Source organism: Streptomyces sp. NPDC059900, from assembly GCF_050270335.1.
Classification (GTDB): Bacteria; Actinomycetota; Actinomycetes; order Streptomycetales; family Streptomycetaceae; genus Streptomyces.
Map to the genome: position 1 here is coordinate 23503 of NZ_JBNNJZ010000035.1, position 12859 is coordinate 36361.

9 protein-coding genes and 1 pseudogene are annotated in these 12859 nt (G+C 72.5%); 2 read left to right on the top strand and 8 right to left on the bottom strand.

Translation table 11 applies throughout. The features are described 5' to 3' along the window. Positions 1–2: 2 nt before the first annotated feature. From ACQKIP_RS08335 to rpe, 3 genes are all read right to left on the bottom strand, one after another. Positions 3–398, bottom strand: a complete 396-nt coding sequence (locus ACQKIP_RS08335; RefSeq protein WP_365864233.1) for a ribonuclease domain-containing protein — start codon at positions 396–398, stop codon at positions 3–5. 115 nt (positions 399–513) lie between these two features. After that, on the bottom strand, positions 514–1512 hold the full coding sequence (locus ACQKIP_RS08340; RefSeq protein ID WP_365864267.1) for a sugar-binding transcriptional regulator: 999 nt from the start codon (positions 1510–1512) through the stop codon (positions 514–516). A gap of 223 nt (positions 1513–1735) precedes the next feature. Further along, on the bottom strand, positions 1736–2422 hold the full coding sequence (gene rpe, locus ACQKIP_RS08345; protein ID WP_365864235.1) for a ribulose-phosphate 3-epimerase: 687 nt from the start codon (positions 2420–2422) through the stop codon (positions 1736–1738). A gap of 237 nt (positions 2423–2659) precedes the next feature. On the opposite strand from rpe, the pseudogene ACQKIP_RS08350 reads away from it, so the two are divergent. Next, positions 2660–4845: pseudogene (locus tag ACQKIP_RS08350) on the top strand (MMPL family transporter). Here the strand turns inward: ACQKIP_RS08350 and ACQKIP_RS08355 are convergent. Next, a complete protein-coding gene (locus tag ACQKIP_RS08355; RefSeq protein ID WP_365864237.1) occupies positions 4819–6258 on the bottom strand; it encodes an RsmB/NOP family class I SAM-dependent RNA methyltransferase in 1440 nt (479 codons plus the stop codon). The pseudogene ACQKIP_RS08350 and the gene ACQKIP_RS08355 overlap by 27 nt on opposite strands. Positions 6259–6292: 34 nt before the next feature. After that, positions 6293–7237, bottom strand: a complete 945-nt coding sequence (gene fmt, locus ACQKIP_RS08360; RefSeq protein ID WP_365864239.1) for a methionyl-tRNA formyltransferase — start codon at positions 7235–7237, stop codon at positions 6293–6295. 257 nt (positions 7238–7494) lie between these two features. Here fmt and ACQKIP_RS08365 point away from each other — a divergent pair, with 257 nt between their 5' ends. Continuing rightward, positions 7495–8043, top strand: a complete 549-nt coding sequence (locus ACQKIP_RS08365) for a hypothetical protein (RefSeq protein ID WP_365864241.1) — start codon at positions 7495–7497, stop codon at positions 8041–8043. 198 nt (positions 8044–8241) lie between these two features. On the opposite strand, the gene ACQKIP_RS08370 is transcribed toward ACQKIP_RS08365, so the two are convergent. From ACQKIP_RS08370 to coaBC, 3 genes are all read right to left on the bottom strand, one after another. Continuing rightward, positions 8242–10401, bottom strand: a complete 2160-nt coding sequence (locus ACQKIP_RS08370) for a primosomal protein N' (RefSeq protein ID WP_365864242.1) — start codon at positions 10399–10401, stop codon at positions 8242–8244. A gap of 122 nt (positions 10402–10523) precedes the next feature. After that, on the bottom strand, positions 10524–11732 hold the full coding sequence (gene metK, locus ACQKIP_RS08375; protein WP_361192496.1) for a methionine adenosyltransferase: 1209 nt from the start codon (positions 11730–11732) through the stop codon (positions 10524–10526). A gap of 315 nt (positions 11733–12047) precedes the next feature. Next, positions 12048–12859: bifunctional phosphopantothenoylcysteine decarboxylase/phosphopantothenate--cysteine ligase CoaBC (gene coaBC / locus ACQKIP_RS08380; protein ID WP_427742565.1), on the bottom strand; the 812-nt coding region annotated here is incomplete at its 5' end.

A 12859-nucleotide genomic window follows, 5' to 3' on the forward strand; every position in this document is an offset into this window, starting at 1 on the left:
CCTCATCTCAGTACCGCCTTGAAGGACGCGTAGTGATCGTCGGTGTAGTAGGTCTCCTCGCCGCTCCCGGTGACGATGCGCCGCGCTCCCCGGTCGCGTGCGCCGGGGGTGGGCACGGTGTACTCCCGGTAGTGGCCGCGCCGCTGCTTCGGCAGCTCGCCCTCGTAGTTGCCGAAGGTCGAGCCGTCCTTGGCATACGGGAAGGGCCCGCCGTCATCGATGAGCCGCAGCGTCCGCCGCGCTTCGGCGGGCAGCCGGTCGGCCGGGACGGTGGCCATGCCGTGCGCCCACGCCGGGGCGGAGGAGCCGGAGGGGCCGGAGGAGGAGCACCCCGTGGCGAGGACAGCGAGGCAGACGAGCACCGCACCCAGCACGCGGGGCACAAACCGGAGCACCATGGGCCAGATGCTGCCATAGGCCGCCCCGCACTGCGCGCCCCGCAAGGGGCGCGGGGCGGTGACATGTGCGGCTCCGCCGCGTGGGCGCGACCAGCCACAACGCACCCGCAGCCAATCAGCCGCCGTCGGGGTCCTCCCGATCCAGCGCAGGATGCGGAGTAGCCCCCCGAACCAGCAGCTGATCAGCAGCAGCGGTATCGGTGACCAAGCTGGTGACAAGCCCGGACCTCAGCACCGCGTCGATCGCCGCGGCCTTCCGCCGCCCGCCCGCGATGGCGACCACCTCGGGAATTCGCCGCAGCCGATCGGCCTCGACGGTGATGCACCGCTCCCCCAGATCGCGCCCCACCCGGCGCCCCTCGGCGTCGAAGAGGTGCGCGGACATCTCGGCCGCGACACCGAGCGAGGCGTAGTGCGCGCGCTCCTCGTCGCTGAGCATGTCGTGGACGGTGGAGATGCCGGGCTCCCAGGAGCCGATGGAGACGGCGGCGACGGTGACCTTGTCGAAGTACTCGAAGGCCCGCGCGATCCCGGTCTGGTTGCGCAGCGCGGCGGCCGTGGCCGGGTCCGGCAGGAGCATCGGCGCGTAGATGGGGTGGGCCTCGCCGCCGGAGACCTGCGCGGCACGCCGCACGGCTTCGACCGACCCGCGTTCGGCCGTTCCGGCGTCGTACACGCCCGTCAGCTGCACCACGGTGCACGGCGGCAGCTGGTCGAGGGCGGCCGCCATATGGATGGTCGAGCGCCCCCACGCCAGGCCGAGCACATCGCCCTCGGTGACGAGCTCGCCGAGCAGATCGGCCGCGACCTCGCCGAGGTTCTCCGGATCGGGCGACTCCTCGATCTCGTCGACCGAGGTGGGCGACTCGACGACGACCGCGTGCCGCAGGCCGTAGCGGGCGCGCAGCGCGTCCGAGCGCTCCGCGTCCAGCTCGGCGGGCACACGGATCTCGATCCGTACGAGATCCCTCTCCAGCGCCGTCTCCAGGACCCTGGCCACCTTGAAGCGGCTCACGCCGAACTCCTCGGCGATCTGGATCTTCGACTTGCCCTCGAGATAGAAGCGGCGGGCCATGGCCGCCGCCTGCACCAGCTCCGCGGGTCCCATCCGCATGGCTGACCGGCCGCCCGTCGACACGACGATCTCCTCACTGTCATTTCAAGCAACTGTCGTTCACGCATTCACGCGCATAGGCATTCACACGCATTGGTGCGGCTTCGCGCGCATTGCCACGGCTTATCGCGCATTGCCGCAGCGCAACCTGGGTTCGCCGTTCATCCTTGCAGATCCGACGTACTTGATCAGCCCTGGAGGACTGCGTTCACGTACTCGTGGCTCAGTGGCCGCATGCCCATGCGGCCGTGGCCGTCGCCCCGGCCGCCCGGGTGCGCAATGCACGTACCGCCGCTGCCGGGTCGTTCGCCCCGTACACCGCGGAGCCCGCCACGAAGACGTCGGCGCCGGCCTCGGCGCAGCGCTCGATGGTCTCGGCCGAGACTCCGCCGTCGACCTGGAGCCAGAGGTCGAGGCCGTGCTTGCTGATCAGCTCACGGGTGCGGCGGATCTTCGGCAGCATGATGTCGAGGAACGACTGCCCGCCGAAGCCCGGCTCGACCGTCATGATCAGCAGCATGTCGAGCTCGGGGAGGAGATCCTCGTACGGCTCGATGGGCGTCGCGGGCTTCAGCGCCATGGAGGCGCGGGCGCCCTTGGCGCGGATCTCGCGGGCGAGACGGACGGGTGCGGCGGCGGCCTCCGCGTGGAAGGTGACCGATCCGGCGCCCGCTTCGACGTACTGCGGAGCCCAGCGATCTGCGTCCTCGATCATCAGATGGCAGTCCAGCGGCGTGTCCGTCGCCCGTGCCAGGGACTCTACGACCGGCACCCCCAGGGTGAGGTTCGGGACGAAGTGGTTGTCCATCACGTCGACGTGGAGCCAGTCGGCGCCTTCGACCGCCGTTGCCTCCTCGGCAAGACGGGCGAAATCCGCGGACAGGATGCTGGGGTTGATCTGCACGGCCATGCCCCAAGACTGCCATGCCCGCAGCGCGTTGCCTGCCGCGGTCCGAAGCGTGGGCTTCCGGACTCCTCTGACCATGGACCGCGTGCCATGCTGGGCGGTCCACCGGCACCACGTGGGGCAGCGGGGGTGGCCATGCCAGACGAACGGTCGGACGGACGGCCGGAGGCACGCTCGGAGGGACGCCCGGAAGGACGCCCGGAAGGACGCCCGGAGGCACAGAGCCGGGCGAGCCGCGGTGTGGCCTGGCTCGTGTGCGGGCGGCGCACCAAGTGGCTGGTGGTGCTGTTCTGGCTGGTGGTGATCGTGGTGGCCGCGCCGCTCGCCCAGAAGCTCACGGCGCCCAGGACAACCAGGCCTCGTCATGGCTGCCCAACTCGGCGGAGTCCACCCAAGTCCTGGAGATCTCCGAGGACTTCAGGCCCGAACAGATTCCGGCGATCGTCGTGTACGCCCGCGAAGGCGGGCTCACCCCGGCGGACCGGGTCCAGATCGCCGGGGACGTCAGGGAGCTCAGGGAACTGCGCGCTCACGGCATCCGGGGCGCGGAGACCCGCGGCCCCGTCTTCGACGTGCGGCCGGCCAGGGACGCCGAGGCGGCGCAGATCTTCGTGCCCATCACCATGGACGAGAAGGGCTGGGAGCGGATCGCTCCCGCAGTCGACTCCATCCGCGAGCGGGTGGGCGGCACCGGTCAAAGCACCGACGGTCTCGCGGTGCACGTCACCGGGCCGGGCGGTACGTCGGCGGACTTCTCCGAGGCGTTCGAGGGCATCGACTCGACGCTGCTCCTCGCGGCGGGCGGCGTCGTCGTCGTGATCCTCCTGATCACCTACCGCAGTCCGGTCCTCCTGTTCGTGCCGCTGCTCGCGGCGATCGTCTCGCTGTTCACCGCGCAGGCGCTGATCTATCTCCTGGCGGAACACGCGGGCCTGACGGTCAACGGCCAGAGCGCGGGCATCCTCACGGTGCTCGTCTTCGGCGCGGGGACGGACTATGCCCTGCTCCTGGTGGCCCGCTACCGCGAAGAGCTGCGCCGCCACGAGGACCGGCACGAGGCGATGCAGCTCGCCCTGCACCGGGCGGGCCCGGCGGTCATCGCGTCGGGGGCCACGGTCGTCGTCAGCATGCTGGTGCTGCTCACCGCCGAGATGAACTCGACACGGGGCCTGGGCCCGGTCGCCGCCATCGGTGTCGCGGTCGCCCTGATCGCGATGCTGACGCTGTTCCCCGCGCTCCTGGTGGTCTGCGGCCGGTGGCTCTTCTGGCCGCTGGTCCCGCACAACGGCTCCGAGGAGCCCACCGAGCGCGGCGCCTGGGCCCGCACGGGCCGCCGCATCGCCCACCGCCCGCGCCTGACCTGGAGCATCACGGCGGTGGCCCTGGCGGCGCTCGCGCTCGGCATGACGCAGCTGCGCGCCGAGGGGCTGAGCAACGCCGACTCGTTCACGGACAAGCCGGACTCGATCGTGGGCCAGGAGGTGCAGGCCGAGTACTTCGACGCGGGCAGCGGCGACCCGCTGGTGATCGTGTCGAACGTGGCGCAGGGCCCCGAGGTCCGCGCCGCCGTCGCCCGGACGAGCGGGGTGGCCCCGGCGAGCGTCGTCGTGCCGCCGGGGACCAAACGGGTGCACGAGGGCCAGGTCCTGTTCGAGGCGACCATGACCGATGCCTCCGACAGCGAGGCGGCCAAGCGGACCGTGGAGCGGGTGCGCGACGCCGTGCACGCGGTGCCCGACGCGGACGCGCAGGTGGGCGGCAACACGGCGGCCATCGTGGACATGGACCGCGCCACGACCCACGACAACAAGCTGGTGATCCCGCTCGTCCTCGTGGTCGTCCTGCTGATCCTCGCCCTGCTGCTGCGGGCCCTGGTCGCGCCGCTGCTCCTGATCGCGACGGTCGTGCTCTCCTTCACCGCCGCGCTGGGGATCAGTGCGCTCGCCTTCCGGCACATCTTCGACTACGCGGGCGAGTCCACGGACTTCCCGCTGTTCGTCTTCGTGTTCCTGGTGGCGCTCGGCATCGACTACAACATCTTCCTGTCGACCCGCATCCGTGAGGAGGCGGGCCGACAGGGCACCCGTGCGGGCATCCTCACCGGCCTCTCGGCGACCGGCGCGGTCATCACCTCGGCGGGCCTGGTCCTGGCGGGCACGTTCGCCGCGCTCGGCACGCTGCCGATGGTGGGCTTCGCCGAGATCGGCTTCGCGGTCGCGGTCGGCGTCCTGCTCGACACCTTCGTCGTACGGTCCGTCCTGGTCACCGCGTTGTTCCTGGACGTGGGACCGAAGGTCTGGTGGCCGCACGCCCTGAGCAAGGACCCGGCCGCCCGCACGCCCTCGACCGTGACGGCAGGGTCAGGGTCGGGGGCCGGTGCGGGGACATCGGAGGCCGGGTCAGGCCGTCCGCCGGATCAGCGCTAGGTACATCGCGTCGGTGCCGTGCAGGTGCGGCCACAGCTGGAGGTCGGGCCCCTCGCCCAGGGCCGGGACACCGGGCAGCAACGGGCGGGCGTCGATCAGTTCGGCGCCCGGGTGCTGCTTGAGCACGTCGTCGACGACGGCACGCGTCTCCGCGAGGTGCGGCGAGCAGGTGGCGTATCCGACGACGCCCCCGACCCGCACGGACTCCAACGCGGTACGCAGCAGACCCCGTTGGAGCGGCGCGAAGCCGTCGAGGTCCTCGGCGCGGCGGCGCCAGCGGGCCTCGGGACGGCGGCGCAGGGCACCGAGCCCCGTACAGGGCACGTCCATCAGGACGCGGTCGAAGGTGCCGGGCTGCCACGGGGGCCGCGTGCCGTCGGCGGCGATGACCTCGTACGGGCCCGGGTTGCCCCGCAGTGCCTGCGCCACGAGGCGGGCCCGGTGCGGCTGCTTCTCGGCGGCGAGCAGCGCGGCGCCGCGTCCGGCGGCCAGGCCCGCGAGCATGGCCGCCTTGCCGCCCGGTCCGGCGCATCCGTCGAGCCACTTCTCGTCGCGCCCCTCGATCGGGGCGTTCGCGAGTGCGATCGCGACGAGCTGGCTGCCCTCGTCCTGGACCCCGGCGCGGCCCTCGCGCACGGCGTCGATCGAACCGGGCTCGCCGCCTTCGCTGAGCCGCACGGCATAGGGCGACCAGCGCCCCGGCAGCGCGGACTCCTCGCCGACCGCGTCGAGGAGTTCGTCGGCGGTGGTACGTCCGGGGCGGGCCACCAGGGTCACCTCGGGCCGCTCGTTGTCGGCCTCCAGGAGGTCCTCGATGCCCGCGCGGCCACCGCCCAGAGCGTCCCAGAGCGCGGAGACGACCCAGCGGGGGTGCGAGTGGACGACGGCGAGGTGGTCCTCGGCGTCCTCGTCGTAGGGCGGCGCGACCTTCTCCAGCCAGCCGTCCAGATCGTCGGACGCGACCTTGCGCAGGACCGCGTTGACGAACTTGGCCCGCCCGTCACCGAGCACCACACGCGCCAGCTCCACCGACGCGGAGACGGCGGCGTGCGTCGGAATCCGCGTCCCGAGCAGCTGGTGCACGCCCATGTTCAGCACGTCGAGGACCGGCGGGTCGACCTCGCGCAGCGGCCGGTCGATGCAGGCGGCCACGATCGCGTCGTACGTGCCCTGCCTGCGCAGCGTCCCGTAGACGAGCTCGGTGGCGAGCGCCGCGTCCCGCGCGTCGAAATCGCCCTTCTCGCGGGCCTTGCGCAGGAGCGGCGGCAGGACGAGGTTCGCGTACGCGTCGCGCTCGTCCACCGCCCGCAGCGCCTCGAAGGCGAGGAAACGGACGGGGTCCTTCTTGGGTCGGCGATGGGGCTTGCCGGGCTTGCCCTGCTTCTGGGGACGCCGGGCGGGCTGGTCGTTCAAAGGTGCTCCGCTATTGGATGGGTGCTGAACCTATTCAGCGTACGTCGGTGTCGCCGAGCCGCTCGTCCGGGGCGATCCGCACCCCGCGCGCCCAGTCGGCGCCGCGCATCGGCTTCTTGCCCTGCGGCTGGACCCAGAGCAGCTCCACGGCGTGCGATCCGGTGCCGACGTACACGTTGTTCTTGGCGGCGCCGAGTTCGCCGGGCGCGAGGTCCGTGCGGTCGGCGACGAGCGCGGACTGGATGATCTTCAGCCGCTCCCCGCGGAACACGGACCAGGCGCCGGGCGCCGGGGTGCAGCCGCGCACCACCCGGTCCACGCGCAGGGCCGGGGCGGCCCAGTCCACGCGGGCGTCCTCGACGGTGATCTTCGGGGCGAGGGTGATGCCGTCGGCGGGCTGCGGTACGGCCTTCAGGGAGCCGTCCTCGATGCCGTCCATGGTGGCGGCGAGCAGCCCGGAGCCCGCGAAGGCGAGGCGGGTGAGCAGGTCACCGCTGGTGTCGGTGGCCCTGACGACCTCGGTGACGGTGCCGTACACCGGGCCGGAGTCGAGCCCCTGCTCGATCAGGAAGGTGGAGGCGCCGGTGATCTCGTCGCCCGCCATCACGGCGTGCTGGACGGGCGCGGCACCGCGCCAGGCGGGCAGCAGCGAGAAGTGCAGGTTGACCCAGCCGTGGGCCGGGATATCCAGGGCGACCTTGGGCAGCAGAGCGCCGTAGGCGACGACCGGGCAGCAGTCCGGCGCGATCTCGCGAAGGCGCGCCAGGAAGTCCTCGTCGCGCGGCTTCGCGGGCCTGAGGATCTCGATCCCGGCCTCCTCGGCACGCTGGGCGACGGGGCTCGCGACGAGCCTGCGGCCGCGGCCCGCGGGAGCGTCGGGCCGGGTGACGACGGCGGCCACCTCATGCCGGTCGGAGGCGATCAGGGCGTCCAGGGCGGGGACGGCGACCTCGGGGGTGCCTGCGAAGACGAGCTTCATCGTTGCCTTTCGGCCTCTCGGGACGGGAACGTGCGGGGAGCGCACCAGTCTATGAGCCGCCCTGCCGGGCCGCGCTCCGCGGGGCAGCGGGGCCGCTCACCTGGGGGCGTACGCGCGGACACGCGCCCTGTGCATATGCGCATACGCCCCTCCACCGTGACCCCTCACGAACTAGCGCGTTGGTCAAGAAAGAGTTGACCACAACGGGCCGCGCATGCGGCCCGATCCTTTTCAACGCCGGTTCGAGAGGCTTGTTCATGGCCGACCACGCAACCCACGACGCCCAGGCTCGGGCCAGCCTGCACCTCCTGGTACGGGACATCGAGCGGGTCCGCCGGCAGGTGGACGCACTGCGTACGCTCACCGCCCAGCTCGGCAACGTCTACCGCCCGCGCCGCTCAAGCCCCTCCGCGGGCTTCGTGGTGTACGGACGGGCCCCCGCGCCGACCGTCCGCCTCGCCCAGGAACTGCGGGACAGCGTCGAGACACTGGTGACCGCCGCGGTGGACTTCGACCGCTCGCTGGGCTTCTCGTGGGACGCGGTGGGCTCGGCGCTCGGGGTCACCAAGCAGGCGGTGCACCGCCGTTACGGCGCCCGCCGGGCCACGACGCAGGCAGCGGCGGAGGCGGAGCGGGCCACGGAGACGATTCCCGCCCCCACGGCCGCCCGTCCTCCGCTCACCGTCGGCGCTCCCCTCCCCGGGGTCCCGGCGGCCCGCGCGATGCCGACCCAGCCCACATCAGGCAGCCCCGCCCTGCGCGAGGACCCCCGCCCCAACGCTTTCCCGGGACCTCGCAACGGCTGACCCCCGACAGCACAGACCAGCGGCTGCCTCTACTGACCCCAGCAGCAGAGGCAGCCGCTGCCTGTCACCCCCAGGCAGCCACTTCGTTGTGGGCAGGCGTTCCGCAGGGCGGAACGGGTGGGCACAACACCGAAGCCGCGGGGCAGACAAACACAGCGCCCAGCACCACACGGCCCAACGCCCCGCGCAGCGGACCGCCTAACCGATGTCCAGTGGATCCACCCGCACCCGCACTGGCTCCGCAGCCCCCCGCGCCATCCGCGCGGCCTGCGCCACCTTCAGCGAAGCGGCAAGCGCGGCCCCGCTCCCCGGCGGCACCCGGACAAGGACCCGCTCCCACCGCTCCCCGGCAGGCGCAGCCCCACCCCGGCGCGCACCCCCCGGCGCGGCCCCCGCGTCCGGCACGGGAACGGGCCCCAACACCACCGCGTCCCCCGGAAGTTCCGCCCCGGCGAGAAACGCGGACAGCGCCTCCGGAGCCCCCGCCACGGAGGCCATCCGCGAAACGGGCGGAAACCCCAGCTCAGCCCGCTCGGAGAGCTCCCGCACGGCGTGCCCCACCGGGTCCCAACGGACAAGCGCCTGCACGGGCCGCAGGGTCGGCTCGGCAACCACCACCACGGTCCCGCCCGCCCCCTGCGGCCGCACCAGCGCCGCAGCCCCGATCCACCGCCGCAACGCATCCTCCGCGGCCCGCAGATCGGGCCGCCCCAGCATGGCCCACCCGTCGAGCAGCAGCGCAGCGGCATAGCCGCCCTCGGCGACGGGCTCCGCCCCCGGCGTACTCACCACCAGGGCAGGCGTCCCCGCCACGGTGTCGAGAACCTGCTCCCGCCCGGACGTCCGCACCGGCACGGCGGGAAACGCCCGGCCCAGTTCCTCGGCCGTACGCCGCGCCCCCACGACCTGGGCCCGCAGGCGGAACCCCCCGCACTCCCCGCAGTGCCAGGCGCCTTCCTCCACCCCGCACCAGCCGCACCAGAGCCCGCCGCCGTCCCGCGCCTCCAGGGGCCCCGCACAGTGCCGGCACCGCGCCGGCTCCCGGCACCTCTCACAAGCGAGCCGGGGCACATACCCCCGCCGGGGCACCTGTACCAATACGGGCCCGTGCTTCAGCCCTTCCCGCGCGACGTTCCAGGCGAGCGTGGGAAGCCGTGCGACCCGAGCGGCCTCGTCCCGCGCGAGATCCCCGTCCCCCACGGTCCGTACGAGCGGCGCGGCCCCCCGCACCTGCTCGCGATCGGCGACCAGCGGCGCCGCCCACCCGCTCTCCACGAGCTGCGCGGCCTCCACCGTGCAACTCCAACTCCCGAGCAGGAAACCGCACTTGTCCCTCGATGCCCGGAGCTCAAGGACCTCCCGCACATGCGGAAAGGGAGCGTTGTCGTCGCTGTGACTGGCATCGCCGTCGTCCCAGACGACGACAAGACCGAGATTCCGTACGGGGGCGAACATGGCGGCCCGCGTGCCCACGACGGCCCGCACGGCGCCGCGCCGCACGGAAAGCCACTCCCGATACCGCCGCTCCTGCCCCGCGTCGGCGGTGAGCACCGCATGCTGCCCCGCCCCAAGGAGCCGGGTCAGCGCCGCATCGACCCTCGCCGCGGGCCGCCCCGCGGGCACCACCACAAGGGCGCCGCGCCCCGAGGCAAGAGTGGCCTGCACGGCCCTGGCGATCTCCTCGGCCCACTCAGGCCCCGGCAGGGCGGTCCACACCGCCCGGGGCGCACCTCCGGAGGCCAGCGCCCCCAGGAACTCCGCCCCGTGCCCGTACCGCCGCCAGGACCCCGCATCGGGCGCGGCCGGAGGCGCCGGCACCTCCCCCGTCTCCCGCGCCTCCGCCCGGGCATGCCGGGGCGGAACGGCCAGCTGCAGCACATCGGCAAGGCTGCCCGCATACCGATCGGCCACGGCCCGGGCAAGCCCGAGCAACTCCCCGTCCAGCACGGGCTCGGGCGAAACAACCTGCGCCAGAGCGGCAAGGGGCCCGGAGTAATCAGTCTCGGCAACCCGCTCGACAAGGAAGCCGTCGATCAACCCCCCGCCCTCACGCCGCCCGCCCCGCACGTTCCGCGCCCCGGCCCCGAACCGCACCCGAACCCGCACCCCGGGCTGCGCCTGCTCGTCGAGTTCCTCGGGCACCGCATAGTCGAAGTACCGGTCAAGATGCAGCACCCCTTTGTCCACGAGCACCCGAGCCACCGGCAGACTCTTGGCCAACGCGGCCCCCCGCCACGTCCGCGGCTTGGCCCGCGGCACATCGGCCTTGCGCACCGCTTCCCGAATGAGCGCAAGCTGCTCCGGGGGCTCGCCCTCGCCCCCGCCCGCCCCTCCGGATTTCTGGTTCTCGCTGCTCACAGCAGCATTCCTACCAGACCGCACTGACACGATCGCCGGCCCGATATCCGCCGGAGCACGACGAGGCCCGGCACCCCGTCAGGGGCACCGGGCCTCGTCAGAACTCGGCGGGCGAGGGAGCCTTACAGCCCCGCCGCCTTCCGCAGCGCGTCCACGCGGTCCGTGCGCTCCCACGTGAAGTCGGGCAGCGCCCGGCCGAAGTGGCCGTACGCGGCGGTCTGGGAGTAGATCGGGCGGAGCAGGTCGAGGTCGCGGATGATCGCGGCGGGGCGGAGGTCGAAGACCTCGCTGATCGCGGCTTCGATCTTGTCCGTGTCGACGGTGGCCGTTCCGAAGGTCTCGACGAAGAGACCGACCGGCTCGGCCTTGCCGATCGCGTACGCGACCTGGACCTCGCAGCGGGCCGCGAGGCCGGCGGCGACGACGTTCTTGGCGACCCAGCGCATGGCGTAGGCGGCCGAGCGGTCGACCTTGGACGGGTCCTTGCCGGAGAAGGCGCCGCCGCCGTGCCGGGCCATGCCGCCGTACGTGTCGATGATGATCTTGCGGCCGGTCAGACCGGCGTCGCCCATCGGGCCGCCGATCTCGAAGCGTCCGGTCGGGTTGACCAGGAGGCGGTAGCCCTCGGTCTCCAGCTTGATGCCGTCCTCGAGGAGGGCCTTCAGCTCGGGCTCGACCACGAACTCCCGGATGTCGGGGGCCAGGAGCGAGTCCAGGTCGATGTCCGACGCGTGCTGCGAGGAGACCACGACCGTGTCGAGGCGGACGGCCTTGTCGCCGTCGTACTCGATGGTGACCTGGGTCTTGCCGTCGGGCCGCAGGTACGGGATGGTCCCGTTCTTGCGGACCTCGGACAGACGGCGCGAGAGACGGTGCGCGAGGTGGATCGGGAGCGGCATCAGCTCCGGGGTCTCGTCGCAGGCGTAGCCGAACATCAGGCCCTGGTCGCCCGCGCCCTGCTTGTCGAGCTCGTCCTCGTCGCCCTCGACACGCTTCTCGTACGCCGTGTCGACGCCCTGCGCGATGTCGGCGGACTGCGAACCGATGGACACCGAGACGCCGCAGGAGGCGCCGTCGAAGCCCTTCTTCGAGGAGTCGTATCCGATCTCGAGGATCTTGTCGCGGACCAGCTGCGCGATCGGCGCGTACGCCTTGGTGGTCACCTCGCCGGCCACGTGCACCAGGCCGGTGGTGATCAACGTCTCCACGGCGACCCGGGATTTCGGGTCCTCCCGCAGCAGGGCGTCGAGAATGGTGTCGCTGATCTGGTCAGCGATCTTGTCGGGGTGACCCTCGGTCACAGACTCCGAGGTGAAGAGACGGCGGGACACATCGCTCCCTGTGGTTGCAGCGGCTGCTGGCTGATCATTGATGGACGGCCGGGAGCTGCGCCCGGCGTCGTCCGAGACCAGTTTATCGGTCGCACTCGGCCGCCGGACCACGTGTCTCGCCACTTGGGAGTGCTGTGACCTGCGGCACTGCATTGTGCGGTACGACGATCGGTCTCCACCAGAGGGCCCCGCGCCCGAATTTCACGGGTTTGGGGCACCCAATGGGGCGAATGTGACATTCGGGCCCTTGATTCCACCAGGGTTCCAGTGAGGTTCCGGCACGGACGCCGGCACCCGCGCGTCACCCCGGTTTTTTCAGGAATTCTTCGGCAGGCGTTCGGCGACGAGGTCCCAGACGATGTCCGCGAGCGCTTCCTTGGGGCCGTACGGCACGGGGGTCTCGCTGCCGTCGGCGCCGAGCACGACCGCCTCGTTCTCCTCGGAGCCGAACGTCTTGCGCTCGCCCACTTCATTGACGACGAGCAGGTCACAGCCCTTGCGTTCCAGCTTGGCGCGGCCGTTGGCGAGCACGTCGTCGGTCTCGGCGGCGAAGCCGACGACGACCTGGCCGGGACGCGGCCTCTCGCCGGCGATCTCCGCGAGGATGTCGGGGTTGCGGACCAGGGCGATCGGGGCCGGCTCCTGGCCGTCCTTCTTCTTGATTTTTCCTGCCGCGTACGTCTGCGGGCGGAAATCGGCCACGGCCGCCGCCATCACCACGGCATCGGCGTCCGCCGACGCCTTGAGGACCGCCTCGCGGAGCTGGACGGCCGTACCGACGGGCAGGACGTCGACGCCCGCGGGTGCGGGCAGCGCCGCGTTCGCCGACACCAGCGTGACGCGGGCGCCGCGGGCCGCCGCGCTGCGGGCGAGCGCGTACCCCTGCTTGCCGGAGGACCGGTTGCCCAGGAAGCGCACCGGGTCAAGCGGCTCGCGCGTGCCGCCCGCGCTGACGACGACGTGCCGCCCCGTGAGATCGCGGGCGAGGTCGCCGCGCGCCAGGACGCGGCGTACGACCTCGAAGAGCTCCACGGGGTCCGGGAAGCGGCCCTTGCCGGTGTCCACGCCGGTGAGGCGGCCGACGGCGGGCTCGACGACGAGAGCGCCGCGGCGGCGCAGCGTGGCGA